Source organism: Sphingobium sp. CR2-8 (genome assembly GCF_035818615.1).
Classification (GTDB): Bacteria; Pseudomonadota; Alphaproteobacteria; order Sphingomonadales; family Sphingomonadaceae; genus Sphingobium.
Genome location: NZ_JAYKZY010000002.1, coordinates 2,234,869 through 2,260,623 on the forward strand (window position 1 = coordinate 2,234,869; position 25,755 = coordinate 2,260,623).

Annotated in this window: 20 protein-coding genes and 2 pseudogenes; 8 read left to right on the forward strand and 14 right to left on the reverse strand. The window is 65.1% G+C overall.

Features of this window, described 5'->3' with window-relative positions:
• Positions 1-110: 110 nt before the first annotated feature.
• Complete coding sequence (locus tag U5A82_RS14810; protein WP_326291600.1) at positions 111-1,334, reverse strand: polyhydroxyalkanoate depolymerase; 1,224 nt, start codon at positions 1,332-1,334, stop codon at positions 111-113.
• Positions 1,335-1,459: 125 nt separating this feature from the next.
• On the opposite strand from U5A82_RS14810, the gene U5A82_RS14815 reads away from it, so the two are divergent.
• Positions 1,460-2,116 carry a glutathione S-transferase gene (locus U5A82_RS14815; RefSeq protein WP_326291602.1) on the forward strand — a complete coding sequence of 219 codons (657 nt, stop codon included), beginning with the start codon at positions 1,460-1,462 and terminating at the stop codon, positions 2,114-2,116.
• 40 nt (positions 2,117-2,156) lie between these two features.
• A complete protein-coding gene (locus U5A82_RS14820) occupies positions 2,157-3,809 on the forward strand; it encodes a M28 family metallopeptidase (RefSeq protein ID WP_326291603.1) in 1,653 nt (550 codons plus the stop codon).
• Positions 3,810-3,924: 115 nt separating this feature from the next.
• Here the strand turns inward: U5A82_RS14820 and U5A82_RS14825 are convergent, their stop codons facing one another.
• The 3 genes from U5A82_RS14825 to acnA form a co-directional block, all read right to left on the reverse strand.
• The gene (locus U5A82_RS14825) at positions 3,925-5,280 is read right to left on the reverse strand and encodes a glycoside hydrolase family 27 protein (RefSeq protein ID WP_326291604.1); all 1,356 of its coding nucleotides are present in this window, start codon (positions 5,278-5,280) and stop codon (positions 3,925-3,927) included.
• A gap of 60 nt (positions 5,281-5,340) precedes the next feature.
• The gene (locus tag U5A82_RS14830; RefSeq protein WP_326291606.1) at positions 5,341-6,042 is read right to left on the reverse strand and encodes a glutamine amidotransferase; all 702 of its coding nucleotides are present in this window, start codon (positions 6,040-6,042) and stop codon (positions 5,341-5,343) included.
• Positions 6,043-6,237: 195 nt separating this feature from the next.
• Positions 6,238-8,907 carry an aconitate hydratase AcnA gene (acnA, locus tag U5A82_RS14835; RefSeq protein ID WP_326291607.1) on the reverse strand — a complete coding sequence of 890 codons (2,670 nt, stop codon included), beginning with the start codon at positions 8,905-8,907 and terminating at the stop codon, positions 6,238-6,240.
• Between the two features lie 295 nt (positions 8,908-9,202).
• On the opposite strand from acnA, the gene U5A82_RS14840 reads away from it, so the two are divergent.
• Positions 9,203-9,433 (forward strand): hypothetical protein, encoded by a 231-nt coding sequence (locus U5A82_RS14840; RefSeq protein WP_326291608.1) that lies wholly within the window; start codon positions 9,203-9,205, stop codon positions 9,431-9,433.
• Between the two features lie 6 nt (positions 9,434-9,439).
• Here the strand turns inward: U5A82_RS14840 and U5A82_RS14845 are convergent, their stop codons facing one another.
• The 3 genes from U5A82_RS14845 to U5A82_RS14855 are packed head-to-tail and all read right to left on the reverse strand — an operon-like array spanning position 9,440 to position 11,648.
• The gene (locus tag U5A82_RS14845; RefSeq protein ID WP_326291609.1) at positions 9,440-11,212 is read right to left on the reverse strand and encodes a DUF885 domain-containing protein; all 1,773 of its coding nucleotides are present in this window, start codon (positions 11,210-11,212) and stop codon (positions 9,440-9,442) included.
• A 42-nt stretch (positions 11,213-11,254) separates the two neighbouring features.
• A complete protein-coding gene (locus U5A82_RS14850; protein WP_326291610.1) occupies positions 11,255-11,458 on the reverse strand; it encodes a DUF5818 domain-containing protein in 204 nt (67 codons plus the stop codon).
• Positions 11,459-11,462: 4 nt separating this feature from the next.
• Positions 11,463-11,648 carry a DUF1328 domain-containing protein gene (locus U5A82_RS14855; protein ID WP_326291611.1) on the reverse strand — a complete coding sequence of 62 codons (186 nt, stop codon included), beginning with the start codon at positions 11,646-11,648 and terminating at the stop codon, positions 11,463-11,465.
• A gap of 173 nt (positions 11,649-11,821) precedes the next feature.
• On the opposite strand from U5A82_RS14855, the gene U5A82_RS14860 reads away from it, so the two are divergent.
• The gene (locus U5A82_RS14860; RefSeq protein WP_326291612.1) at positions 11,822-12,271 is read left to right on the forward strand and encodes a ferritin-like domain-containing protein; all 450 of its coding nucleotides are present in this window, start codon (positions 11,822-11,824) and stop codon (positions 12,269-12,271) included.
• A 56-nt stretch (positions 12,272-12,327) separates the two neighbouring features.
• Here U5A82_RS14860 and U5A82_RS14865 read toward each other — a convergent pair whose 3' ends face one another.
• The gene (locus U5A82_RS14865) at positions 12,328-13,251 is read right to left on the reverse strand and encodes a 2-hydroxyacid dehydrogenase (RefSeq protein WP_326292955.1); all 924 of its coding nucleotides are present in this window, start codon (positions 13,249-13,251) and stop codon (positions 12,328-12,330) included.
• A gap of 209 nt (positions 13,252-13,460) precedes the next feature.
• Between U5A82_RS14865 and U5A82_RS14870 the strand changes: the two genes are divergently transcribed.
• Both U5A82_RS14870 and U5A82_RS14875 read left to right on the forward strand, forming a co-directional pair.
• Entirely contained in the window at positions 13,461-13,958 is a 498-nt protein-coding gene (locus tag U5A82_RS14870) for an SH3 domain-containing protein (RefSeq protein WP_326291613.1), read from the forward strand.
• 133 nt (positions 13,959-14,091) lie between these two features.
• Positions 14,092-14,376 (forward strand): annotated as a pseudogene (locus U5A82_RS14875) (GIY-YIG nuclease family protein).
• Positions 14,377-14,655: 279 nt separating this feature from the next.
• Here the strand turns inward: U5A82_RS14875 and U5A82_RS14880 are convergent.
• The 3 genes and pseudogenes from U5A82_RS14880 to U5A82_RS14890 all read right to left on the reverse strand — a co-directional run bounded on the left by U5A82_RS14880 (position 14,656) and on the right by U5A82_RS14890 (position 18,996).
• Positions 14,656-15,936 (reverse strand): amidohydrolase family protein, encoded by a 1,281-nt coding sequence (locus U5A82_RS14880; protein ID WP_326291614.1) that lies wholly within the window; start codon positions 15,934-15,936, stop codon positions 14,656-14,658.
• 119 nt (positions 15,937-16,055) lie between these two features.
• A complete protein-coding gene (locus U5A82_RS14885; RefSeq protein ID WP_326291615.1) occupies positions 16,056-17,477 on the reverse strand; it encodes an amidohydrolase in 1,422 nt (473 codons plus the stop codon).
• A pseudogene (locus U5A82_RS14890) lies at positions 17,474-18,996 on the reverse strand (peptide MFS transporter). The gene U5A82_RS14885 and the pseudogene U5A82_RS14890 overlap by 4 nt, the downstream one beginning before the upstream one ends.
• 141 nt (positions 18,997-19,137) lie before the next feature.
• On the opposite strand from U5A82_RS14890, the gene U5A82_RS14895 reads away from it, so the two are divergent.
• Positions 19,138-19,716 carry a nitroreductase family protein gene (locus tag U5A82_RS14895; protein WP_326291617.1) on the forward strand — a complete coding sequence of 193 codons (579 nt, stop codon included), beginning with the start codon at positions 19,138-19,140 and terminating at the stop codon, positions 19,714-19,716.
• Between the two features lie 72 nt (positions 19,717-19,788).
• Positions 19,789-20,133: a GntR family transcriptional regulator gene (locus U5A82_RS14900; protein ID WP_326291618.1), complete on the forward strand. Its 345-nt coding sequence runs from the start codon at positions 19,789-19,791 to the stop codon at positions 20,131-20,133.
• Between the two features lie 132 nt (positions 20,134-20,265).
• Here U5A82_RS14900 and U5A82_RS14905 read toward each other — a convergent pair whose 3' ends face one another.
• Genes U5A82_RS14905 through prsK form a run of 3 tightly spaced genes read right to left on the reverse strand, consistent with a single transcriptional unit; the run spans position 20,266 to position 25,749 of the window.
• Positions 20,266-22,305, reverse strand: a complete 2,040-nt coding sequence (locus tag U5A82_RS14905) for a tetratricopeptide repeat protein (RefSeq protein ID WP_326291619.1) — start codon at positions 22,303-22,305, stop codon at positions 20,266-20,268.
• Positions 22,306-22,312: 7 nt separating this feature from the next.
• Positions 22,313-23,677 carry a PEP-CTERM-box response regulator transcription factor gene (prsR, locus tag U5A82_RS14910; protein WP_326291620.1) on the reverse strand — a complete coding sequence of 455 codons (1,365 nt, stop codon included), beginning with the start codon at positions 23,675-23,677 and terminating at the stop codon, positions 22,313-22,315.
• Entirely contained in the window at positions 23,677-25,749 is a 2,073-nt protein-coding gene (gene prsK, locus U5A82_RS14915) for an XrtA/PEP-CTERM system histidine kinase PrsK (protein WP_326291621.1), read from the reverse strand. The genes prsR and prsK overlap by 1 nt, the downstream gene beginning before the upstream one ends.
• Between the last annotated feature and the right edge of the window lie 6 nt (positions 25,750-25,755).

The window sequence follows — 25,755 nt, forward strand, 5'->3', positions numbered from 1 at the left end:
ACCACTCCAGCGACCCGTCTGCCCAACGCTATGGAATAGCAGAATGGGATGATGCTGACCTGTAGGCCTGCGAACAACGGGCTATAGGTTTCTATCCATGCAACTCGGTATCAGTTCATCGCCAGGATCATGTTCCGCACCTGGGGATAGACCTGCTTTTCCCATTTGCTGCCGGAAAAGACGCCATAATGGCCCACGCCCGGCTGGAGGTGATGGCGTTTCAGATGCGGCCGCAATCCGGTGCACAACGCATGGGCCGCCGACGTCTGGCCGACTGCGCAGACATCGTCGCGTTCCCCCTCCACCGTCAGCAGCGCGGTGCTGTGAATGGCACCGGTATCGACCTTGCGACCGCGCACGGTCAGTTCGCCCTTGGCGAGCAAGGTCCGCTGGAACACCATATCGACGGTTTCCAGATAGAATTCCTTGGTCATGTCGAGGACCGCGAAATATTCCTGATAGAAGGATTTGATCTTGTCCGCCTCTTCCGCCTTGCCGTCGGCGAGCAGCTGGTACAGCTCGCGATGCTGCGCGCCATGCCGCTCCATGTTCATCGACATGAAGGCCGACAATTGCAGGAAGCCCGGATAGACCTCCCGCCCGCGCCCGGCATAGCGGAACGGCACCGTTGAGATCAGATTCTCCTCGAACCATTCGATCGGCTTTTCGTTGGCCAGGTCGTTGACCGAAGTCGGCGCGGCGTTGGGATCGATCGGCCCGCCCATCAGCGTCATCGACCGGGGCGTCGCTTTGTCCTTGTCCTCCGACATCAGGGCGACCGCCGCCATGGCGGGGACGCAGGGCTGGCATACCGACACCAGATGCGCGCCTTCGCCCAGTTCCTGCAGGAAGCGGATCACATAGTCGACATAGTCGTCGAAGCCGAAGCGCCCCGCCTCCAGCGGCACGTCCCGCGCATTTTTCCAATCGGTGATATAGACGTCATGATCGCGCAGCAGCGTTGCGACTGTGCTGCGCAACAGGGTGGAAAAATGGCCCGACATCGGCGCGACGACCAGCACCTTGGGCTGCGCGGCCTCCACTTCGTCCTTCACGAAATGCAGCAGGTCGCCGAAGGGCAGGTCTAGCGCGACCTCCTCCCGCACTGGCACCTGCGCGTTGCCGCTGGTGACGCTGTCGATATTATAGGCGGGGCGCTTGTGCGTCAGCTTCGCGCCCTGGAACACGTCCATCATCGCGAACATGCGGCGCGGCATCGCCCAATCGGCCACCGGTCCCATCTTGTCGCGCATGCCAAGAGCGATCTGCGCCCCGAAACGTGCCGGGGCCAGCATATCGTTCAAAGCCTGATAACCACTATACAGCATGCGCATGAGGGGGTTGGACCTTATTCTATTTCCGCGAACCGAATCGATATTATGATGCAACGCTATACATGCTTTTTATGTTGCACCGCATCATCATAAATGGGAGGTTTGCCCCAAAGCAGGAGAGTCCTATGGCGGCCGCGATACTCACTCTGTCCAGCAAAAATTACTCGTCCTGGTCGCTGCGCGGCTGGCTGTTGTGCCGCCTTGCGGGGCTGAGGGTCGTGGAAAAGACGATCGCGCTGGACGACCCGGACAATAGGGCCGAACTGCTGCTGCTCTCCCCCTCCGTCCTGGTGCCGCGCCTGACGCATGAGGGTGCGAGCGTGTGGGACACGCTGGCGATCGCGGAATATCTGCACGAACTTTATCCCAATGTCGGCATGTACCCAGCCGATCGTATCGCCCGCGCCCATTGCCGGTCGGTGTCGGGGGAAATTCATTCAGGCTTCGCCAATCTGCGCTCCGCCCTGCCGATGAATTTGAAGGTACGCCATGCGCGCTTTCCGATCTTTTCCGGCGCAAAGCCGGATATCGAGCGGGTGGAAGCGATATGGGCCGAATGCCTGGACAGCTATGGCGGACCCTGGCTGTTCGGCGACGAACCGACCGTCGCCGACGCCATGTTCGCCCCGGTGGCGCAGCGCTTCCTGACCTATGCCGTGCCTGTGTCGCAAAGGTCCGCCGCCTATTGCCAGACGATCAACAGCTGGGATCTAATGCGCGAATGGATAGAGGATGCCCGCGCCGAGCCGGACGAAATGATCGAACTGGAAACCGAGTTCTGAACGGTCTTTCCCGCCAGCCGTCCGGGGCTAGAGCGGAGGCATGATCACACGCATCCTTGCCTTGGCCCTTGGGCTGACCGCCGTCCTTCCCGCTTCTGCCCAGACCACCGATCCCAAGCGGCTGGAGCAATCCGTCCGCACGCTGGCGTCCGACTTGTTCGAAGGACGCGCGCCCGGCACGATCGGTGAAGAGCGGACTATCGGCTATCTGGTCGCCCGCTTCGAGCAACTAGGGCTGGAGCCGGGCGGGCCGGACGGGCAATGGGTGCAGACGGTGCCGCTGCTCCACACCCGCCTGGGTCAGGCGCAGGGATTGCAGATCGCGCAGAATGGCGCGGCCACGCCCTGGACTTTCGGCAACCAAGTCTATCTGTCCACGCTCCAGCCCAAGGACAAGGTCGCCGTCGCCAACGCGCCGCTGGTCTTCGTGGGCTATGGCGTATCCGCGCCCGAACGGGGCTGGGACGATTTCAAGGGCGTGGACTTAAAAGGCAAGGTTGCCGTCTTCCTGATCAACGACCCGGATTTCGAGGCGGCCAGGGGCGAAGACCCGTTCGGCAAGTTCGGCGGCAAGACGATAACCTATTATGGCCGCTGGACCTACAAGTTCGAGGAGGCGGCCCGGCGCGGGGCAATCGGCGCGCTGATCGTCCATGACACGCCGGGCGCAGGCTATGGTTGGAACGTCGTCGTCAGCCCTGGCGGCGAGAATTACGACCTCGTCCGGCCCGCCGACAAGCTGACCAGTTTGCAGGTGCAGGGCTGGGTCGAGGGCGATGCCGCGACGAAACTCTTTGCCGGGGCGGGTCAGGATCTGGGCGCGTTGCGCAAACAGGCGCGATCGGCGACGTTCAAGCCGGTGGCGTTGAAGGGCGCAACCTTTTCCGCCGCTTTCCCGGTCACGCAGGAAGTCGTGCAGAGCGCCAACGTCCTGGCCCGCATTCCGGGCGCCAAGCGTCCCGACGAAACGGTCATCTATGGTGCGCATTGGGACGCCTATGGCAAGGGCAAGCCCGACGCGCAGGGCCGCATCTACCGCGCGGGGGCGAACGACGACGCGCTGGGCATCGCGGGCCTGTTCGAAATCGCCCGCGCGTTGAAGGCCGCGCCGGCGCCGAATTGCTCAGTCGTGTTCGCCGCCTGGACGGCGGAGGAGCGCGGGTTGCTCGGCTCCGAACATTATGCGCAGAACCCGGTCTATCCGATCGACAAGACCGTCGCGAACCTGACCATCGACGTGCTCCAGACCGGCGGCAAGGCGAAGGACGTCATCCTGATCGGCAAGGGGCAGAACAGCCTTGAAGATGATCTGGCCAGGTTCGCGAGCAAGCAGGGTCGCGTCATCACGCAGGAGAGCCTGCCCGAACGGGGCCTGTTCTACCGCGCCGACCATTTTTCCATGGCCAAGCGCGGCGTGCCCGTGCTGCTGATGATGGGGCTGGCGGGCGCGTCCGATCTGGTCGAGGGTGGCCGCGCCGCCGGGCAGGCGTGGATCGATGCCTATACCGGCACATGCTATCATCAGGCCTGCGACGCGGTGGACGACACATGGAAGCTGGACGGGGCGGCGCAGGACGTGGACCTGATGCTCAACATCGGCCGCGACCTCGCCAATTCGACGCGCTGGCCGCAATGGAAGGCCGGATCGGAGTTCAAGGCGGTGCGGGACAAGAGCGCGGCGGCGCGGAAGTAAGGTGGGTCGCCAGGTTACTACCTAAATACATTGTTCCCCGGCGCAGGCCGGGGTCCAGATCAGCGTTTGCAACTGGGCCCCGGCCTGCGCCGGGGAACAGTTTTGCTACAACTGGTCAACCCAACCGATATAGCGCACTGCCATGCGGCGGCAGGGTTGCGGTGACCCGTTCCGCCGCCCGCCCCAGCGCCTTGCCTGCCCACAGGTCGTGCACCGCCACCGGTCCGCTGATGCCCAGATCGCGGAGCTTTACGCCAACCTCCCGCGCCTTGTCGCCGGTGTTGAACAGCGCGACATAGCGATCCGCGCTCCCCTCCGCCTTGGCCGACCAGAGGCGCATGCCGTCTGCCACGAAATGCGGACGATTGTCGTGGCTTACCTGATTGACCGCCAGCACAGCGCGATTGGTGAGCAGCGCCAGCGTCGGCGCATCCAGATGGCGCAGGTCGCCACCCATGATGAGCGGGGATCGCGCGATCGCCCAGAGCGTCATCAACGTCTTCTGCTCGTCGGGCGTGAAACGCGTGTCCCGTTCGCCCAGCGCCAGTCGGCCGAGCGGCAGCATGTCCGCGTCGGGCCATGACCCCGGCCCGCGATAGGGCGTCCAGTTTTCCAGCCGGGTGAACTGCGCCTCCAGCATGGCCCAGTCGTCCCAGAAATCGTCGGAAATGCGCCACATCTGCGCATATTTGCGCACATGGTCGCCGCGTATCACCGGCGTTTCGCCCGGCGACAGGCTGAGGATGATGGCTCGGCCGGTGCCGACGATCGCCTTGTGCGCCGCCTCGATCTCCGGCGCGTGCGCGTCGTATGGGCGGCTCATATCGTCCATCTTGACGAAATCGACGCCCCAGTCGGCATAGAGCTGGAAGATGCTGTCATAATAGGCCTGCGCGCCGGGCTTCGTCATGTCGACGCCGTACATGTCGGGGTTCCAGGAGCAGATGCTGCCCTTGTCCGCGATGTCGGCGGCGCGATAGCGGGTGCCCTTGATCGGCAGGTTCGCCTCCACCGCCGCGCGCGGGATGCCGCGCATGACGTGGATGCCGAATTGCATGCCCAATGCGTGGACCTGGCTGGCGAGCGCGGTGAAGCCTTTGCCACCGGCGCTGGAGGGGAAGCGATTGGGGGCCGGGATCATCCGGCCGAAGCCGTCCATCGCGGGTTTGGGCCTGGCATTGTAGGTGTAGCTGGACGCGTCGGGTTCATACCATTGGATGTCGACGGTGAAGATGTCGTAGCCGAAGGGCAGCAGCTTTTCCGCCATGATGCTAGCGGTTTCGCGCGCCTGCGCTTCGGTGATGGTGGTGGCGAAACTGTTCCAGCTGTTCCAGCCCATCGGCGGACGGGGCGCCAGTAGTGCGCCCTTCCCGGCTGCCGTTTTCGTTGCGCCTGCGCGCGCCGTACCAGCGGCCGCAAGCCCTGCCATGCCGCCCGCAATCATATCGCGGCGGCTCGCTTTCCAGTTCATCTTCGTCATTTGTCAGAGTTAATAGCAACGGCGCGGAGAGATCAACCCGTACCGGTCGTATCAGGCTTTAATCCCCGCCAGCCATTCCCCGATCATCGCGCGTCCGGCCGCGACGGCGGCAGGCCCGTGGGCGTCATGATCCCGGCGCAGGGCAAGGCCGCATTGGCGCGCGACGTCCAGGTCCGCCCAGAAATGGGTCAGCCAATCCTCGAACCGTGGGTCTTCCCCCATTTCCGCATGAAATTGCAGGGCCAAGAGGTTCGGGCCGCGCCGGAATGCCTGATGGGCATAGCGATGGGTGGAGGCGAGCAGTTCGACATTGTCGGGCAGGTCGAACGTGTCGCTGTGCCAATGGAGGATCGGCACGCCGTCGATATGGCGCAGCGGCGATTCCGTGCCCGCGTCGTTCACGCTGACGGGCGCGAAGCCCAGTTCCATATGGCCGCCGGGATAGACCCGCGCGCCCAGCGCCGCCGCGATCATCTGGCTGCCCAGGCACACGCCCAGCGTCGGGCGATCCGCCGCCAGCCGCGCGGCCAGCTTTGCGATCTGGATCGGTATCCAGGGATGGATGTCCTGTTCGTAGACGCCCATCGGCCCGCCCATCATGATGAGCAGGTCGGGATCGCACAGGTCGACATCCGCGAAGTCGGGGCTGGCGACATCGACACGGTCGATATGATAGCCCGCCGCCTCGATCGGTTGGAGATAGCCTGCCGCACCTTCGCGCGGGACATGACGGACGATCAACGCTCTCTTCATTGCTGAGCAGGACGCTAGACAATCATGCGGCCGACCGCCACCCCAGCCTTTCTTGCCCGGCCGCAACCGCCGCTATCGCGCGGCGGGAAACAGGAAAAGAGACAGCGAAATGGACAATAGTAGCGCCATATAAAAACGGCCCCTTCCGTTGCCAGAAGGAGCCATTTTATTCTATAAATTCAATATGTTATGCGATCAAGCAGCCAGCTTGCGCAGCACATATTGCAGGATGCCGCCGTTCAGGAAATATTCCAGCTCGTTGATCGTGTCGATCCGGCACAGCGCGGTGAAGGTGAAGGTCGAGCCATCGGCGCGCGTCACGACCACGTCTACGTCCTGACGCGGCTTGAGACCCGCGACGTTGGTGATGGTGAAGCTTTCGTCGCCGGTCAGGCCCAGCGTGTCCTTGTTCTGGCCGTCCTTGAACTGGAGCGGCAGGACGCCCATGCCGACCAGGTTCGACCGGTGGATACGCTCGAAGCTTTCCACGATGACCGAACGGACGCCCAGCAGGTTGGTCCCCTTCGCCGCCCAGTCGCGCGACGAACCGGTGCCATATTCCTTGCCGCCGATGACGACCAGCGGCGTGCCGTCGGCCTTGTGCTTCATCGCCGCGTCGTAGATCGGCAGGGTTTCGCCCTTGTAGCTGGTCATGCCGCCTTCGACGCCGTCCAGCATCAAATTCTTGATGCGGATGTTGGCGAAGGTGCCGCGCATCATGACTTCATGATGGCCGCGACGCGCGCCGTAGCTGTTGAAGTCGGCCTGCGCGACCTGATGCTCGCTGAGCCACTGGCCCGCGGGCGACGATGCCTTGATCGAACCGGCAGGCGAGATGTGGTCGGTGGTGATCGAGTTGCCGAAGATCGCCAGCGGCTTGGCCTCGATAATGTCCTCGACCGCCGCCGGGGTCATGCTCAGCCCTTCGAAATAGGGCGGATTGGCGACATAGGTGGAACCGGCGCGCCAGCTGTAGGTGTCCGAACCGGTCACGTCGATCGCCTGCCAATGGGCGTCGCCCTTATAGACATTGGCGTAGCGCGCCTGGAACATGGCGCGGTCCATGCAACCCGCCATGGTCGACGCGACTTCGTCGTTGGTGGGCCAGATGTCCTTGAGATAGACATCGTTGCCTGCGGTGCTGACGCCGATCGGGGTGGTGATGAAATCTTCGATCACCGTGCCCTTGAGCGCGTAGGCGACGACCAGCGGCGGCGAGGCCAGGAAGTTGGCGCGCACGTCGGGCGACACGCGGCCTTCGAAATTGCGGTTGCCGGAGATGACGGCCGCCGCGACCAGGCCGTTTTCGTTGATCGCCGCGCTGATCGCGGGCGCCAGCGGGCCGGAGTTGCCGATGCAGGTGGTGCAGCCATAGCCGACCAGATTGAAGCCGACCGCATCCAGATGCGATTGCAGACCGGCGCGTTCCAGATAGTCGGTGACGACCTGCGAACCCGGCGCGAGCGAGGTCTTCACCCAGGGCTTGGGCTTGAGGCCCAGTTCGTTCGCCTTCTTGGCGACGAGGCCAGCGGCGACCAGGACGCCGGGGTTCGACGTGTTGGTGCAGCTGGTGATCGCGGCGATGGTGACGTCGCCGTCGCCAATGTCGAAATCCTTGCCCTCGACCGGCACGCGCTGCTGCGCCTTCTTGTAGACATTGGCCAGATCGGCGTTGAACACGTCATCGACTTCCGGCAGCGCGACGCGATCCTGCGGGCGCTTGGGACCGGCAAGGCTGGGGACGACGGTCGCGAGGTCCAGTTCCAGCGTGTCGGTGAAGACCGGGTCGAGCGTGGGGTCGATCCAGAAGCCCTGCTCCTTGGCATAGGCTTCGACCAGGGCGATATTCTCATCGGTGCGGCCGGTCAGGCGCATATAGTCCAGCGTCTTGTCGTCGATGCCGAAGAAGCCGCAGGTCGCGCCATATTCGGGCGCCATGTTGGCGAGCGTCGCGCGATCGGCAAGGCTGAGCGAGGCGAGGCCGGGGCCGAAATATTCGACGAAACGGCCGACCACGCCCTTGGCGCGCAGCATCTGCGTGGCGGTCAGCACCAGGTCGGTGGCGGTGACGCCCTCCGTCAGTGCGCCGACCAGCTTGAAACCGACGACTTCGGGGATCAGCATGGAAACAGGCTGGCCCAGCATCGCGGCTTCGGCTTCGATGCCGCCCACGCCCCAGCCGAGCACGCCCAGGCCGTTGATCATGGTGGTGTGGCTGTCGGTGCCGACGCAGGTGTCGGGATAGGCGACGGTGACGCCGTCAGGGCCTTCGCTCGACCATACGGCCTGGGCGATATTTTCCAGGTTCACCTGATGGCAGATGCCGGTGCCTGGGGGGACCGCGTAGAAATTGGCGAGGGACTTGCTGCCCCATTTCAGGAAGTCGTAGCGCTCCATATTGCGCTGATATTCGATTTCCACATTCTGTTCGAACGCCTTGGGCGTGCCGAATTCATCGACCATGACCGAGTGGTCGATGACGAGGTGGACGGGCACCTGCGGGTTGATCTTGCTGGCGTCGGCGCCCAGCGCGTTCATCGCATCGCGCATGGCGGCAAGGTCGACCACGCAGGGGACGCCGGTGAAATCCTGAAGCAGCACGCGCGCGGGGCGATACTGGATTTCACGCTCCGCCTTGCCACGGTCATTCTGCCAGTCGACGATCGCCTGGATGTCATCGGTGGTGACGGTGACGCCATCCTCGAAGCGGAGCAGGTTTTCCAGCAGCACCTTCATCGAGAAAGGCAGGCGCGAAACGTCTCCAAGCTTCGCGGCGGCCTTCTTGAACGAATAATAGGCGATGTCCTTGCCATCGACGTTCAAAACGTCGCGCGTGCCCAATGTGTCCTGTCCGATGGCGGTCATAAGATGTGCGTCTCCTCGCATGGCGCTTCGGCCAGAGGATGAACGCAATTCCACCAGTGTCTCGCCGGACCGTGATAGACGACCGGTCGGCAAGGTGGCGAACAAGCGCCCCAACCAGTGGTCGAAGCAGGTATGTCCCGATGCTGCGGTGCCATACAGATTGGGGCTGGCAAGTCAAATGGACAAACCAGCCGAACGATCCTTTATTTCCGTCATTTTCTGTTGCTGACAATGGTTCGCAGGAAACCAATGGCGCGTGATACGTTTAGGATGTGCAACAAGGGGACATCCAGCCATGACTGCGACCAGTTCAGGTGCCGCCGAACGATCTTCCGTCCATGTGCTGGCCTATCGCCCTGGGCGCGCGGCCGCCTGCCCCGACTGTGGCGAACGCCAGTGGATCGTGGGGCGGGTGATGGCCGAGTGCGCCTGTTGCGAAGCCGTTCTGCCGATCGATCTTAGCTATCGGGGCTGGAGTGGCGCGGTGGTTCAGCCTGTGGTGCTGGAGCCGTTCCCGATCAGCTGACGCCGGTCAGGCGCGCGCCTTTTCCGCCGCGATCCATGCGTCGATCTGGCTTTCCAGCACCGTCAGCGGCACCGCGCCCTGCGAAAGGACCGCGTCGTGGAAGCGGCGCAGGTCGAACTTGGCACCCAGCGCCTCCTCCGCCTTCGCCCGCAGCGCTCGGATCCTGATCTCCCCCAGCTTGTAGCCCAGCGCCTGGCCCGGCCAGCTGATGTAGCGATTGACCTCCGCATCAATGTTCGCGGCGCTGAGCGCGCTGTTGCTTTGCATGAAGGCGACCGCCTTGGCCTTGTCCCAGCCCTTGGCGTGGATGCCGGTATCGACCACGAGGCGGCAGGCGCGCCACATTTCGTAGGACAGGCGGCCCATCATCTTTTCAGGCGTGTCGTAAAGGCCCATCTCCTCCCCCAGATATTCGGTGTAGAGCGCCCAGCCCTCCACATAGGCGGTGAAGCTCGCCAGATATTTGCGGAACGGGGGCAGCGGCAATTCCTGTTGCAGCGCGATCTGGTTGTGATGGCCGGGCACCGCTTCATGCGCGGTCAGCGCGGGCAGTTCCCAATAGGGGCGCTGGTCCAGTTTGGACGTGTTGACGAAATAGGTGCCCGATATTCCGCTTTCGGGCGCACCGGGCATATAATAAGCGGTGGTGGTCCCTTCCGCTTCGGCGGCAGGAATGGCTTTGAGGCCATAGGGCAGGCGCGGCAATGTGCCGAAATAGCGGGGCAGCAACCCGTCTATCGCCTTGGCCTGGCGCGCGGCGACCCGCAGCAGCTCCTCTGGCGTCCTGGCATAATAGGACGGATCGGTGCGCAGATGCCGGATATAGGCGGCGCGGCTGGGATAGCCCGCTTGGGCCGCGATGGCGTCCATCCGCTTGCCGATGCGCGCGACTTCATCCAGGCCGATCTTGTGTATTTGATCGGGCGTCAGGTCGGTGGTCGTATGCGCCTTTACGCGCGACGCGTACCAGGCCGCGCCGCCGGGTAAGGCGGACGCACTGTCGCTCTTGCGGCAATGGGGCAGATAGTCCTGCACGAACAGATCCTGCCATTTGCGATATTCGGGCGTCAGGACGTCGCGGATGATCGTCACCGCCTGCGCCTGCATCGCGGTCCAGTCGGCATCGCTGATGTCGCGGGGCCTGGTCCGCTTGAACGGTTCGTAGAAGCGCGTGTCCTGCGGCTTGCCATCGACGATGCCGCCGATCGTCCCGGCATAATTTTGCAGAACCGAGCAGGGCTGGACATAGCCGCCCTCGATCGCCTGTCGCGTGATCGCAAGCGCGTCGCCATTCAGCTTGGGATAAAGCGACAGGCGCTTGAGATAGCTGGCATAGTCGGCGCGATTGTAGAAGGGCAGGCCGTCGGCCATGCCGGAAAAGCCCTGATGCCAGCCATAATAGCTGGTGAAGAGCATCAGCCGTTCGGCCTGATGGCTGTCGCCTTCGATATCGTCGCGCAGCATCCAGAGCAGTACGTCGCGGTTCACGCGGTCGGCGTTGTCGAGCTGCTGTTCCGGCACCGCTTGCAGGCGGGTAGCGAAGGCGCGCTCCGCCCTGACCTGCGCATCGCGGGCGGCGAGCGACATGTCGGCTATCTGGTCATCATAATCGCGCACGCCGCGCGCTGTCGCCTCTACCGGGTGGGTGGACAGATACCAGGCCCAGTGGTCGTCCATGACCTTGGCCAGTTGATCGTGGGCGGTGGTTTGCGGCGGCGTCTGGGCATGCACCAAAGCGGGCGTGGCGACGGCGAGGAACAGGGAAAGAATCTTACGCATGGGCGCAATGATTCGCGCGTCCGGCGGCATTTGGCAAGACGCTCAGGCGGCGGCCACGCCTTCGGCCTCCACGATGTTGTCGCCCGCGTAAAAGCCGCGCACCCGCACTCGCTTTTCGACATGATCGACGGGGACGCGCAGCAGGACTAGGCGATAGCTGCCGCCCAGATCGCGCTGGAGCAGGAAACCGGCTTCGTCGCGCAGCAACCTGCCCGTTTCGTCCACGCCAGCGCCGATCTGTGTCATGGCGTCAGTCTAGCGAGTTTTTGATGCCACGGCCAGCCAGGATGCCCAGGACAAGGAAGATGACGAAGATCGCCAGGGCGATGAAGAAGAGGATCTTGGCGATGCCGACGAAGGTGCCGGCGGCGCCGCCGAAGCCGAGCAAGGCGAGCACGCCCGCGATGACCAGGGAAATGAGGGCGAGCTTTAGCATGGGAATATCCTTTCACGGCGAAGGCGGTTCATGCATGGATCAACAGATGAGGGGGACGCTTGTTCCCCGCCCAAGACTATGGCTAACCGGCTATTATGCTTCATTTTCAGTGGTTTGGTTGAACCATCACCCTGCCCGGTCGGTTATTGGCTGATCCCCAAAAGGAGAAGGCCATGTCGAACAATCATGCCGTCAGCAAACTGGACGACCTCATCACCACGCTGATCGATAGCGTGAAGGGCTATGAGCATAGCGCCGACAAAGTGGATTCGGTCGATTTCCAGACATTGTTCCGTAATCTCGCGATCGAGCGCACGCAGGCGGTCGACCTGTTGCAGGCGCGCAGCCGGGCGCTGGGCGGAAAGCCCAATGCGTTCGGGTCCATGGCGGGCACCGTGCATCGGCGGATGGAGGATATCTTCGTGGCGCTGGGTGGCGGCGACAAGGCCGTGGTCCAGGCGATCGACCGCGGCGAGGATTATCTGCGCGAGGAGTTCGAGCGCGTCCTCAACGACTCGGCGATCGACGAAGAGACGCTGGCGGTGGTGCGGCGCGCGCATGACTCGGTGGCGCACGGTCAGGTCGTCGTCACCAGCCTGAAGGACCAGCTGGCGGCCGCCTAGCTTTTTGTTTTCCGCATTACGAGCCAGCAGATGACGCCATCTACTTCGAAAATGCTCTAGACCCAGCCTTCCAGCACCTGGTTGGGCGGCCGGTGGCCGTCGACCCAGGTGCGGATATTGGCGATCACCCGCGCGCCGGTGGCGTCGCGCCCCTCGAACGTCGCCGATCCCATATGCGGCAGCAGCACGACGTTGGAGAGGGCCAGGAGCCGGGCATCGACCGCCGGTTCGTGGGTATAGACGTCGAAGCCCGCACCCGCGATCCGCCCTTCGTCCAGCGCCGCGATCAGTGCCTGTTCGTCGGTGATTTCCGCGCGGGACGTGTTGATGAGATAGGCATGGGCGGGCATCAGCGCGACTCGCCGGGCGTCGATCATGGCGCGGCTGTCGGCGTTGAGCGGGCAATGGATGGACACGATGTCGCTGCCTGACAGCAGGCCGTCGAGATCGGCATGCCATTCCGCCTCCAGCTCCTGTTCCACTTCGAACGGGAGGCGGTGGCGGTTGTGATAGGCGATCGACAGGCCGAAGGCGCGGGCGCGGCGCGCGACGGCCCGGCCGATCCGGCCCATGCCGATGATGCCCAGTTTCTTGGACGCGATCCGGTGGCCCAGCATGCCCGAGGGACTCCAGCCGCGCCATTGCCCGCTGCGCACCAGCTTCTCCCCCTCGGCCAGGCGGCGGGGGACGGACAGGATCAGCGCCATCGTCATGTCGGCCGTGTCTTCGGTCAACACGCCGGGCGTATTGGTGACGATGACGCCCTTCTTCCGCGCGGCGGCAAGATCGATATGGTCGACACCGCTGCCGAAGCTGGCGATCAGTTGCAGCCTTTCCGGCGCGCCCTCTATCAACGCGGCGTCGATCTGGTCGCTGATGCAGGGGACCAGCACGTCGCACTGGGCCATGGCGCGGGCGAGGTCGGTGCGGTTCATCGCGACATCGCCGACATTGAAACTGGCGTCGAACAATTGCGCCATGCGCGCCTCCACATTGGGGGGCAGGCGGCGCGTGACGATGACGCGCGGCTTGGCGGGACGCGATGAGGTCTTGCGCGGGGGCGTCGTACGCGGTGTCTGGACCATGACCAAAGCCGCTATGCCCGCCTGTGGCATCGGTCAAGCGGATAAGGGCGAACGGGCAAGATCAACGCTTGTCGAGGCGGCCCGGCAAAGCGTATGGAAAGGCCATGGGTGACATGGGTAACGGGTCTGGAATGAAGCGGTGGCTGCTGGGCGCGGGCATGGTTGCGGCGTTGGGTGCTGCGGGCGCGGCTTTGGCTGCGCCGGGCAAGCCGGTGCCCTATTGGGCGTCGCTGTCGCATGACGAAGCGCGGATGCGCGTGGGGCCGAGCCTGGATTACCCATCCAACTGGGTCTATCGCCGCCGCGACCTGCCGGTGAAGGTGGTGCAGGTGCTGGGCCTGTGGCGCAAAGTGGAAGACCCCGACGGCGCGCAGGGATGGATGCATGTCCGCCTATTGAGCGACACGCCGACCGCGATCGTGCGGGCGCCGGTCGCGCCGCTGCGCGAATCCGCCAGCGACACTGCGCGCGCGCTGTTCCGGGCGGAACGCGGCGTGGTGGGGCGATTGAGCGACTGTTCGGGCGGCTGGTGCGCGTTCGACGCGAAGGGCCAGCGCGGCTATGTGAAGGCCAGCGATGTCTGGGGCGCGACCGACAAATAGGATTGGGCTGCGGTTCACTGCGCATATGCCCACTGTCGGGTTTGCGGGTGCGCGCACCGTACAGTAGACTTGGCATTCACCGTCACCCCAGCGAAGGCTGGGGTCTCAGGCGGTGACGCGCTATGGTAGGATTATGGTGAGAGGCGGCCACACCTACATCATGACCAATAAGCCGAGGGGCATGCTTTATATCGGCGTGACAGCCAATATCGTTGCGCGTGCGTAACAACATCGAAACGGCTCCGGCTTTTGCAAGAAATACGGTCTGACCCGATTGGTTCTGGTCGAGCCGCATGATGACATCATGCTCGCCATCGCCCGCGAAAAGGCGCTCAAAGCCTGGAAGCGGGAATGGAAAATCCGGCTTGTGGAAGAGAGCAATCCAGATTGGCGCGACCTGTCAGACGTCATCTTCTGACGCCTGAGACACCAGCCTTCGCTGGGGTGACGATCAAGGGAATGGCCACCATTAAGTAATGGCACAGCCTGTTCTAACGGCGACTTCTGGTCGCAATCACGAACGCCCTTTCGTCATGCCGGGCTTGACCCGGCATCCCGCTGCTTTCCAAGGCCGAAGAAAAGCGAGACCCCGGGACCAAGCCTGCCTTGAACCTGTCGAGGGGTCCGGGGTGACACTATGGTGCGGCTTACACCAAGAACCGAAACATTCCGCCCACGGGCAGCCCCCTCCCCCGTCTCACCATTCATAGGCCTTGGGCAGCGCCCCTTCCGTAGGCGTCGCATACCGATCCCGCAGCTTGGTCTGGCGGTTTTCCAGGGGTTGGGCGACGCCGTCGATCCAGACGGCGACGGGGGCCGAGGTCATTTCCAGCGGGTCGCCGTCCCACATCACCACGTCGCCCGCCTTGCCGGTTTTCAGCGATCCGATCCGGTCGCCCAGGCCCAGCGCTTCGGCGGGGGCGGAAGTGATGGTGCGCAGCGCCTGGCCCCAGCTGAGGCCCGTGGCGCCCGGCACTTTGGTGAGCGCGACCATATTGCCCGCCTGCTGCGTCGCGGCGCGCAGTTGCAGGGCGTCGTCGCCGGTCAGCAGGCCCATGGAGACGGTCACGCCCGCCTTGACCAGGCGGCCGACATTGCTTTGGGTCGCGGCCAGTTTTTCGAAGCTGGACGGCAAGTCTTCCAGGCCTGCGGTGATGACCGGCACCTTGGCCGCCGCGATCTGTGGCGCGACCATCCAGCCTTCGGTCGCGCCCGCCAGGATGAGTTTCAACGCCGGGAAGTCCTGCCGCAGGGCCAGTACGGCGAGGATGTCGCGCGCGCTTTCGGCGTGGACCATCAGCGGCATCGCGCCGCTGACGACCGGGACCAAAGCCTCCGCATCGACGCGGTTGAGCAGCGCGTCGCGGGAGCCGCCGTCATAGCTGGCCGGGGCCTTGGCATAATCCTGCGCCTGGCGCAGCATCATCTTGAAGGTCAGGATCATCGCCGCGCGGCTGCCGCCCGCTTCCTCCGCGCCCGCTTCGCCCATTTCGACATATTGGAAAGCGCGGGCCTTGGTGATCGGGTTCATGTCCGCGCCCAGATCGACCACGGCCCCCTGCCCGGCGAAGATGCTGGCGGCGGTGGCAGGCGCGACGACGGCGCGGGTGACGCCGGCCGTGCGGCTGATCGCGATGGGATTGGCGCGCGGGTTGATGACGGGCGCGACGTCGATCGCGGCGGAAAAGAGCGACTTGGCCGCGCGGGTGTCGTTGGTTTCGCGGACCGCCGGGACTTCGGCCAGGCCCACGCGCGAAAAGCCCGATATGATGCCGGGCGTCACCCATTTGCCGCCTGCGTCGATGGTCTTGACGCCTGCGGGGACGGCGACGCCCGCGCCTGCCGCCACGACCTTGCCTGCGCTGATGACCACGGTGCCGTTCCTGATGGGTTCGGAGCCGTCACCGATGGCGAGGGTCGCGCCGGTGATGGCGAGGGACTGGGCCAGGGCTGGGGTGGCGGTGGCCAGCGCCAACATGATCACGGCCGTTCGGTTCGAGCAGCTTCGAGCGAAGTCGAGAAGCGTCGGTCGAGAACTGCGCCCTGCAATGGTTCTCGACAAGCTCGAACCGAACGGTGTTTTGTGGGCGATCTTGCTCATTTCACATCTCCCGCGCCGATCTGGCCCAGTTCGAAATCGACCACCGGTCGCAGCTTCGGGTTGGCGCTGTCGTAGAGCAGCGCGCCGTCGATCCAGACCTTTTCGGGCCTTGTATAGGTGCTGAACGGATTGCCGTTCCACAGCACGACATCGGCCATCTTCCCTACCTTGAGGCTGCCGGTCTGGTCCGCGATGCCCATGGCGCGCGCGGGGTTGATGGCAAGCCAAGTCCATGCCGTTTCGTCGGATATGTCGATGCCCATGCGGCGGCCCGCGCCCAGCGCCTTGGCCGCTTCTTGGTTCAGGCGCTGGATGCCGTCCTGATCGTCGCTATGGACGATGGCGCAGGCACCGGCGCGATGGACGAGCGGGATATTCTCCTTGATGCCGTCATAGGCCTCCATCTTGAAGCCGTACCAGTCGCCCCAGAGCGCCGCGCAGATGCCGTTGTCGCGCAGCAGGTCGGCGATCTTGTACACTTCGACCGCGTGGTGGAAGGCGGTGACCTTGTAGCCGAACTCCTTGCTCATATCGATGACGTTGGCCATTTCGTCGGCGCGGTAGCAATGGTTGTGGACCAGGATCTTGCCTTCCAGCACGTCGGCCAGCGTTTCCATGCCGAGGTCGCGGGGCTGGTCTTTTCCGGCGGCGCGTTTCTTCTGATAGTCGCGCGCCTTGATCCAGGTCTGGCGATTGACCGCCATATTGCCCATGCGGGTGGAGGGTTCGCGGCCCTTGCTGCCATAGACGCGCTTGGGATTTTCGCCGCAGGCCATTTTGAGGCCCTGCGGCGCACCGGGGAATTTCATGCCCTGCATGGTGCGGGCGGGGACATTCTTGAGCGTGACGCTGCGACCGCCGAAGAGGTTGGCGGAACCGGGGAGTATCTGGAGGCTCGTGACGCCGCCATTGGCGAGCGCGCGGGAGAAGCCCGCATCCTGCGGCCAGATGCTATGTTCGGCCCAGACATGCGGCGTGACCGGCGAGGTCATTTCATTGCCGTCCGAGAGCGCTTCGACGCCGGGGGAGGGATAGTCGCCCAGATGGCTGTGGATGTCGATCACGCCCGGCGTCACATATTTGCCGGTGCCGTCGAACACCGCAATGTCGGCGGGGATCGGCGTGTCGGGGCCGCCGATCGCCGTTATTTTTCCATCAGAGAGGAAGACGACCCCGTTTTCGATGCGGCCCCCTTCCCCGTCGAAGATGGTGGCGCCCCGGATCACGGTGGGGCGGCCGGGATAGGCTTTGTAGGTGGAGTGATAGGGGTTTTCCGGTTCGGCCGACGATCCCTGATTCTGGCCCTGATTCTGGCCTTGCGCAGGCGGCGGCGCTTCCTTGTCCTTCTTCGCCGCGACGGGACCGGCCAGCCCTGTCAGCAGCGCCGCGATCAACAGCGCGCGTCCGTGTGTCTTCATGGCTTTTTCTCCGCGCCGATCAGGTCGAGATGCATTAGTCGCTTGATATAAGGGGACACGAGCAGGACCAGCCCGCCTACCACGATCGCGAACCAGCCGATGCGGGTGTAGACGTCCAGCACCTGGGTTACATTGCCCGCCTCTCCGCTGCCGGTGGCGCGGGCGATGAGGCCCGCGATGAAATTGCCCGCCGCCATCGCGAGGAACCATGTGCCCATGACCAGCCCGACCATGCTCGACACCGACAGACGCGTCATGGCGGACAGGCCGACCGGCGAGAAGCAGAGTTCCGCCATGGTGTGCAGCAGGTAGATGAGGAAGACGAAGAGCACGGGGGTCAGATTTTCGCCCGCCATCGCCGCGCCTGCCACCAGCACCAGGAAGCCCGCGCCGCACAGGACCAGGCCGATGCCGAATTTGGCGGGCGAGGACGGCTCCAGGCGGCGCTTGTCGAGGAAGGTCCACAGCACCGCGAAGAGCGGCGCGAGCAGGATGATGAAGACCGAATTGACCGACTGGAACAGTGAGGCCGGCACGTCCCAGCCCAGCATGTTGCGATCGACATTGCGGTCGGTGAAGATGTTGAGTGACGATCCGGTCTGTTCGAACAGACCCCAGAAAAGCGGGTTGAGCGCGATCAGGAAGAGCGCGGCGAACATCCGGTCGCGATCGACCTTGCCCAGGGTTCCGACCGTGCGCCAGAGGATATAGAGGACGGTCAGGGCGGAGAAGCCGAGCAGCGCATAGCCCAGCAGTTCGGCATAGCGGATCACCAGCCAGATGGCGGCGACGCCCAGCGCGGCGGCCAGATAGATGGTCCATTCCTGGCTGAGGCCGGTGGCGGTCCGCCGCCGCAATAGCTGCGGCGCGGGCGGCTCCCCTTTGCCGAGCAGCCAGGGTTTGAGCCACACGAACATGACGAGGCCCGCGAGCATGCCGACGCCCGCCGCGCCGAAGCCCCAGCTCCAGCCCCACAATTCGCCCAGCAAACCGCAGACGATCGGGCCGAGCATCCCGCCCATGTTGATGCCCATGTAGAAGATGGAGAAGGCCGGATCGCGGCGATGATCGTCGCGCGCGTAAAGCTCGCCCACCAGGACCGAGATATTGGCTTTCAGGAAGCCCGTCCCCACGATGATGGAGGCGAGCGCAAAGTAGAAGCCGTTGAGGAATAGCTGGTCCTGCCCCCCGGTCCTTCGGTGATGGCGATCAGGAAATGGCCGATGGCGATAAACACGCCGCCGACCAGCACCGCCTTGCGCGGGCCCAGGAACCGGTCGGCCAGATAGCCGCCGATGACGGGGGTGATATAGACCAGCGAGGTATAGGCGCCGTAGAGCAGATACGCCTTGTCCTCCCCGAAGAGGAAATGTTTGGTGAGGTAGAAGATCAGGATCGCGCGCATCCCGTAATAGGAGAAACGCTCCCACATTTCCGCGAAGAAGAGCAGATACAGCCCGCGTGGATGGCCGAGCCAGGTCTTCCCTGCCTCGGTCGTCGTCATGTCCGAAGTCGCCATTCGGCACCCTTTGCTTATCTTGTGTCCGGCCCGCCGTGCGGCGGCCGCTTATGGCGCGCAGCCTAGAGCCTATGGGTTCGTCCTGTCAAAAGGGCAGCTGGCTCTTGCGTAGAAGCGAGGGGAACGCCATCTGTCGGCACGATGTTCAACGACCTCTCCTCCCCGCTCGCCCTGCTCCAGACCCGCCGTTCCGGAAAGCCCCGCGACCTGATCGCGCCCGGCCCGGACGCCGCGCAATTGCGCCAGATATTGGAGGTGGCGTTGCGCACGCCCGATCATGGCAAGCTCGCCCCGTGGCGCTTCGTGATCGTGCCGCAGGACAAAAGGGCGGCGCTTGCGGACCTGTTGGAAGCGGCCTATCGCGCGGAGAAGCCGGACGCGGGACGGCTGGAGATCGAGGCGATGCACCAGTTCGCGCATCAGGCGCCGACGCTGATCGTCGCTTTGTCGACGCCGGTCGCTGGCAGCAAAATCCCGGTGTGGGAGCAGGAATTGTCGGCGGGCGCGGCGATCATGAACCTGCTGCACGCCACCCATGCGCTGGGGTTTGCGGGTGGATGGCTGACCGGATGGCCCAGCTTCAACGAGGATGTGCGCAACGCATTCGGCAAGGCGGGCGAGAAGATCGCCGGCTTCGTGTTCATCGGCACGTCGGGCAAACCGCAGGAAGAACGGCCACGGCCAGATTATGACGCGATAGTATCAACCTGGGACAGATAATTGCGGTTGAAACACAGCTGGCGCAATGCATATCGATTGACCCGCATGGCTGTATTATGGCACTGAGGCACTATGGCCGACGACTCCAAACCCGTCTATCTCCGCCTGCGTGAGATTATCGCCGCTTCCATCCTGGATGGAGAATTTGCCGATGGCGACCTGCTGCCGTCTGTGCGCGCCTTTGCCGCGACGCAGGGGGCCAACCCGTTGACGGTCGCGAAAGCCTATCAGAGTTTTCAGGATGACGGGTTGGTGATCGTGAAGCGCGGGGTCGGCATGTTCGTCGCCGATGGCGCGACCCGCCGGCTGCGCGAGGCGGAACGCGAACGCTTTCTGGACAGCGTGTGGCCGCCGGTCGCGGCGCAGATCAGGCGGCTAGGGATCAGGCTGGACGATCTGGATCTGGCGAAGGTCTAGCTTGTCCATGCCCTCGCTCTGAAGGTTCCCCGGCGAAGGCCGGGGTCCAGTTGAGAGCGTGGAACTGGACCCCGGCCTTCGCCGGGGAACGTTCAATGTTTCTATCAATGCACGTGGCTATTGGCCGCACGCTCAAAGAGCCGCCAGCGCGTCCAGTGCTTCCTGCCGTCCGGTAAAGCCGCGCGCCGCCGCCGCGCGGCTCAGGGCCAGCTTGGCCTCTCCCTTGCGCCTGGCCGCTGCATAGGCCTGACCCAGATGCAGTTGCAGCGCGGGCGCTTGGGGCGCGAGCGCCACGGCTTTTTCCAGCAAGTCGATGGTCGCCGGTCCCTTCTCCCCCGTCCGCAGCAGGGCCCAGCCGAACATGTCGGCGGTCACGGGATTGGCGGGCATCAGGCGATAGGCATGGGCGGCATAGGCGCGGGCGGCGGAGGAATCGCCCTGTTCCAGCGCGGCGCGCGCCAGATTGGCCATCAGCACCGCGTCATTGTCGCCGATCCGGGCGCGCACGGCCTGTAGCAGGCGCAGCGCGCCGCGCCAGTCCTGCGCCTGGATCGCCATGTCGGCGGCCCAGCGCTGCGCTTCCACATCATTTGGGTTCTGGGTGAGGAACAGGGTCACGATCTGACGCGCGCGCGCCGGGTTGCCGGTGCGGGTCAGGCTGGCCGCCAGCCGCAGGGCGGCGTCACGATCGAAGCGGATGTTGGCCGCCATTTCGTAGGCGTGCACCGCTTCAGGTGTTTGGCCCGCCGCCGCCAGCGCATCACCCCCTATCAGCCAGGCGTCCGGCGCGCCGGGATTGGCCCGATTGAGCAGGCGCGCGCGCGCGACGGCCTCCGCATTGCGGCCGGTGCTGAGTAGCGCGCGGATATAGGGGATATTGTCGCGCGCGGTCGCGGCATCGGCCGGTGCTGGGCCGGTCGCCAGCCGATCGTCCGCCGCGCTGGCGAAGCTGTCCGCCGACGCGCGCACGGGCCAGGCGGCGCGCGTCAGCATGTCGTCGGCCATGGCGCGATCGCCCAGCGCCTCCTGCGCGCGGGCGGCCAGCGTCAGCACATAGGGATCGGCATCGCGCTGCGCCACGATGGGCGCGAGCGTGGAGGCGGCGCTGGCGAAATCGCGGTTGGCATAGAAGGCGCGGGCCAGCAGCGTGCGCGCGGTGCGATTGTCGGGTTGCGCCGCGACCAGCGGGGCGAGCGCTTCGGTGGCGAGCACGGGGTTGCCGTCGCGCAATTGCAGGACGCCGCGCAGCAGCCGGGTGGCCGGTTCGTCGTCCAGCCGCCCCTGCGTCCGGCCCAGCAGCGATCGCGCCAGATCGTCCTGCCCTGCCCGCGCGGCCATCACCGCCTGCATGATCCAGGCGCGGGGGTTGGACGGGTCGAGCGCCAGGATGCGCCGGGTGAGGCCCAGCATCCGGGCCGCCTGACCGGCATCGGCGAGCGTTGCGGCCAGTTGTTCGAGCGTGGGCACCGAATTGGGATTGGCCGCCAGCGCCTGTTCGAACCAGGGCAAGGCGGCGGTGAGGCCATATTGGGCGCGCGTCAGTTCGCCGCGCAGGGTCAGCGCCTTTGCGCTGGCGGGGGCCAGCGCCACCGCCCGGTCGGCTGCGACGATCGCGCCGGCCTGATCCCCGGACAGGAGGCGGAAGCGGCCGATCGCGACCCAGTTTTCGGGATCGTTCGGTGTGGTCGCCAATACGCGTTCCAGCGCCGTGCGCGCACCACCCATGTCGCCCTGCGCCAAAGCGGCCTGCGCGATCACGCGGTCCGCCGCAACGGTCGATGCGGCGGGCACGTCGCGCGCCTGCGCCTCCCGCAACGCGCCTGCCGTGTCGCCTTGCAGCAACAACGCCTGCGCCATGACGATGCGCGTGTCGGCGGGCGATGCGCCCAGCGTCCGCGCGCGTTCCGCCGCCGCCTGCGCGCCCGCGCCGTCGCCCAGGTCCACGAGCGCGCGGGCCTGCGCGACATGGGCGATGGCAGAGCGGGGATTGCCCTTGATCGCGTTCATCAATTCGATGCGGGCGGTGCGTGCATCACCCCTTTCGAGCGCGGTGAGGCCACGGGTCAGCGCCGCGCTGCCGTCCCGCTCATGGCTGCGCCATTGCCACAGGCCTGCCGCGGCCAGCGCGAGCAGGACGACAAGGGCGATCAGCAGGATACGGGCGCGTTTCATCGCGCCTTCAACCCTGCATCTGATATTGTTTGAGCAGGTCGTAGAGCGTCGGGCGGCTGATCCCCAGCATCTTGGCCGCGCCGGAGATATTGCCGTCGGTCCGCGCGATGGCACGACGGATGGCGCGGCGGTCGGCCATTTCGCGCGCGGCCTTGAGGTTCACGACATCGCCCCCCTCGGCCCGTTCATCATCCAGGTCGAGGTCGGCGGCGGTAATCAGCTTGCCATCGGCCATGATGACGGCGCGCTTCATGCGGTTTTCCAGTTCGCGCACGTTGCCCGGCCAGGCCCAGGCGTCGAGCGCGGCCAGCGCGTCGGGGGCCAGCCCCTTGACCTGCGGGTTCATGTCGCGGGCGAAGCGGGTGAGGAAATGGCGCGCCAGCAGCGCCGGATCGCCGGGCCGTTCCTTGAGCGCGGGGATGCGCACGACGATTTCGGCGAGGCGATAATAAAGGTCTTCGCGGAAGCTGCCCGCCGCGATCATCTGTTCCAGATTCTGGTGGGTGGCGCAGACGATGCGCGTGTCCACCGCGATCGGCTGTCGCCCGCCGATCCGTTCGATCACCCGTTCCTGGAGGAAGCGCAACAGCTTGACCTGCAAGGCAAGCGGGATGTCGCCGACTTCGTCCAGGAACAGCGTGCCGCCCTGCGCCTGCTCGATCTTGCCGGGCGTCGTCTTGATCGCGCCGGTGAAAGCGCCCTTTTCATGGCCGAACAGTTCGGATTCGAGCAGCGTTTCGGGGATGGCCGCGCAATTGATCGCGACGAACGCACCATTGCGGCGGGGACTGGCGTCGTGCAGGCCCTGCGCCAGCAATTCCTTGCCAGTGCCGCTTGCGCCCAGCAGCAGGACGGACACCTGCGCGGCGGCCACCCGCTCGATCGTGCGGGCGACCTTCATCATTTCGGGCGCGCCGGAAATGATCCGGCCCAATATGCGCGCGTCGTCCGGCGCGGTTTCGGCGAGGCGCGCATTTTCGCGCTCCAGCGCGTGGACGTGGAAGGCGCGGCGGACGATCAGGCCCAGTTCGTCGATGTCGACCGGCTTTTGATAGAAATCATATGCGCCACCGGCAATCGCATCCAGTGCGCTTTCGCGCGCGCCATGGCCGGACGCGACGATGATCTTCGTATCGGGTTTGATCCGGAGCATGTCGGCCAGGGTAGCGAAGCCTTCGCTGGTGCCGTCCGGGTCCGGCGGCAGGCCAAGGTCCAGCGTCACCACGTCGGGCGTTTCCGCGCGCAGCATCTCGATCGCTTCCTGCCGGTCGCCCGCGATGAAGAGTTGATAATCCTCATAGGCCCAGCGGAGTTGCCGCTGGAGTCCCGGATCATCTTCTACGATCAGCAATTTGGGACGGGTGTCGCTCATCAGGCGGCCTTTTCTTGTCTATCTGTCCGGGGGGCCAGCGGCAGGCGCAGGGTGAAGCGGCTGCCCGCGCCGGGCTTGCTTTCCACCTCGATCCGGCCGCCCATCGCCTGCGCCAGGGTGCGGGCTTCGAACGCGCCAAGGCCGAAGCCCGCCGCCTTGCTGGAGGAAAAGGGTTTGAACAGGTCACGGCGGATATATTCGGCGCTCATCCCCTTGCCGCGATCGATGATCGCGACGATCGCTTCGCCGTTTTCTGTGGACAGGCGCAGGTCGACCGGGCTGTCGGGCGCGCTGGCGTCGATCGCGTTCTGGAGCAGATGGGTGACGATCTGTTCGACCCGCGCCGGATCGGCCAGAGCGGGCGGGGCGTCGCCGCTGACATGGACGGGATGCTGGCGCGCGCGGGTGCGGGCGACCTGTTGCAGCAGGTCAATGAGCGGCGTGGCGCGCGGCTCCTCCGCCCGCGCCTTGTTATGCTGTGACAGGCGGGCGAGCATGTCGTTCATCTTGCCCACCAATTCCTTGAGCGTCAGCACCATGTCGGCGCGGAAATCGGGATTGTCGGCATGGCGTTCCGCATTGCGCGACAGCAGCGACAATTGGCTGACCAGATTCTTGACGTCATGGATGATGAAGGCGAAGCGGCGGTTGAATTCCTCGAACCGTTGCGCGTCGTCCAGGGCCTGCTGGCCCTGCGCTTCGCTGATATGGGTCGCGGCCTGCCGTCCGGCGGCGCGGAGCATGTCGAAATCCTCCCAGTCCAGCCGCCGGTCGATCGGCGGGCGGGCGAGCAGCAGCGCGCCGATCAGGCGGCCATAATGGATCAGCGGAACGAGCGCCCAGGCGCGGCGATCCTGCGTCATCCAATCGGGCAGGTTCAGGGCGGCGTCGCTGCTTTTCAGACGCGCCAGATCGACGATCCAGCCGCTCTGTTCCAGATGCAGCACGGCCGCGGGCGCAATGGCATCCATTTGCGCTTGGTCGCTGCCCCAGTTCCAGTGCGTTTCGAACGCCAGCCCCCCTCGCTCGTCGCGCAGCAACAGCATCGCACCGGGGGAATCGGTGATGTCGGCCATCGCCTTGGCCACGCGCTCGCCCAGCGGCGCGGCATCCTCGCCGGGGCGGCCGATCGTGTCGCCAAAGCGCATCCATTCGGTGCGATAGTCGTAGCGGTGCTGGAAGAAATGCTTGGCGACCTGCACTTTCCACAGCGCCCGCATCTGGGGCGATGGCAGCAGCACCAGCGCGGTGACGGCGGTGAAGAAGACCGCGCCGATCTCCACCACGCGGGCATAGGGACCGGCGATCAGTTCGATCAGCACCGCCGCCGCCGTCAGCACCACGACATAAAGGCCCACGGCCACGATCGATAGCGACTGAAAGGTGATGGCGCGCGAGAGTTGCAGGCGACCGGCCATGCCCTTGCGCATGCCCACGGCGATCACGGGCGCGACCAGCGCCATCAACAGGCCGCGCAGCGCGTAAAGCTCGTTCACATGGTTGGGTGCGAACCAGCGAATTGCGTAGAGGCTGAGATCATAGGTCCACATCGCGGCCAGCGATCCCAGCAGCAACGCCACCCCGCCCCGCTCGCGCGAGGGCCAGGCGGTGTAGAGATGATGGACCAGCAAGAGGCTGCCGATCGCGGTCATCATGCGCAGGATCAGCGAACAGGTGACGAGCGCGCGGTGCAATTCGCTGAGCGGGGACAATTGCCGCCATATGAGGTCGGTGAAGGTCTGGAGCAGCAGCAGCCCAGCGACGGCGGCATAGACGGGGCTGATCGCCGCGATCGATCCGGCCCGCCCCACCGGTCCCCGGCGCAGCATGACATAGAGAGCGAGCAGCCAGGCGGCGTTGCGGACGCTTTCGCCGATGCCCGACAGCGGTTTCGACACGCCGCCGAACGACACGTAAAGCGCCCAGCAGGAGGTCAGCAGAAGAGCGGCGGCCAGCAGGCGCGGTTCGGGCGCATCGTCGCGGCGACGGAGCAGGAAGATGCCCAGCGCCGCGAACAGCACGGCGGCGAGCGCATGGCCCCAGTCGCCGACAAATTGCAGGAGCGCGCCCATCGTCCG

What these genes read in the sequence shown, in the direction of transcription:
- U5A82_RS14810 (WP_326291600.1), bottom strand. Translation starts at nt 1,334, where the DNA reads ATGCGCATGCTGTATAGTGGTTATCAGGCTTTGAACGATATGCTGGCC.
- U5A82_RS14815 (WP_326291602.1), top strand. Translation starts at nt 1,460, where the DNA reads ATGGCGGCCGCGATACTCACTCTGTCCAGCAAAAATTACTCGTCCTGG.
- U5A82_RS14820 (WP_326291603.1), top strand. Translation starts at nt 2,157, where the DNA reads ATGATCACACGCATCCTTGCCTTGGCCCTTGGGCTGACCGCCGTCCTT.
- U5A82_RS14825 (WP_326291604.1), bottom strand. Translation starts at nt 5,280, where the DNA reads ATGAACTGGAAAGCGAGCCGCCGCGATATGATTGCGGGCGGCATGGCA.
- U5A82_RS14830 (WP_326291606.1), bottom strand. Translation starts at nt 6,042, where the DNA reads ATGAAGAGAGCGTTGATCGTCCGTCATGTCCCGCGCGAAGGTGCGGCA.
- acnA (WP_326291607.1), bottom strand. Translation starts at nt 8,907, where the DNA reads ATGACCGCCATCGGACAGGACACATTGGGCACGCGCGACGTTTTGAAC.
- U5A82_RS14840 (WP_326291608.1), top strand. Translation starts at nt 9,203, where the DNA reads ATGACTGCGACCAGTTCAGGTGCCGCCGAACGATCTTCCGTCCATGTG.
- U5A82_RS14845 (WP_326291609.1), bottom strand. Translation starts at nt 11,212, where the DNA reads ATGCGTAAGATTCTTTCCCTGTTCCTCGCCGTCGCCACGCCCGCTTTG.
- U5A82_RS14850 (WP_326291610.1), bottom strand. Translation starts at nt 11,458, where the DNA reads ATGACACAGATCGGCGCTGGCGTGGACGAAACGGGCAGGTTGCTGCGC.
- U5A82_RS14855 (WP_326291611.1), bottom strand. Translation starts at nt 11,648, where the DNA reads ATGCTAAAGCTCGCCCTCATTTCCCTGGTCATCGCGGGCGTGCTCGCC.
- U5A82_RS14860 (WP_326291612.1), top strand. Translation starts at nt 11,822, where the DNA reads ATGTCGAACAATCATGCCGTCAGCAAACTGGACGACCTCATCACCACG.
- U5A82_RS14865 (WP_326292955.1), bottom strand. Translation starts at nt 13,251, where the DNA reads ATGGCGCAATTGTTCGACGCCAGTTTCAATGTCGGCGATGTCGCGATG.
- U5A82_RS14870 (WP_326291613.1), top strand. Translation starts at nt 13,461, where the DNA reads ATGGGTGACATGGGTAACGGGTCTGGAATGAAGCGGTGGCTGCTGGGC.
- U5A82_RS14880 (WP_326291614.1), bottom strand. Translation starts at nt 15,936, where the DNA reads ATGTTGGCGCTGGCCACCGCCACCCCAGCCCTGGCCCAGTCCCTCGCC.
- U5A82_RS14885 (WP_326291615.1), bottom strand. Translation starts at nt 17,477, where the DNA reads ATGAAGACACACGGACGCGCGCTGTTGATCGCGGCGCTGCTGACAGGG.
- U5A82_RS14895 (WP_326291617.1), top strand. Translation starts at nt 19,138, where the DNA reads ATGTTCAACGACCTCTCCTCCCCGCTCGCCCTGCTCCAGACCCGCCGT.
- U5A82_RS14900 (WP_326291618.1), top strand. Translation starts at nt 19,789, where the DNA reads ATGGCCGACGACTCCAAACCCGTCTATCTCCGCCTGCGTGAGATTATC.
- U5A82_RS14905 (WP_326291619.1), bottom strand. Translation starts at nt 22,305, where the DNA reads ATGAAACGCGCCCGTATCCTGCTGATCGCCCTTGTCGTCCTGCTCGCG.
- prsR (WP_326291620.1), bottom strand. Translation starts at nt 23,677, where the DNA reads ATGAGCGACACCCGTCCCAAATTGCTGATCGTAGAAGATGATCCGGGA.
- prsK (WP_326291621.1), bottom strand. Translation starts at nt 25,749, where the DNA reads ATGGGCGCGCTCCTGCAATTTGTCGGCGACTGGGGCCATGCGCTCGCC.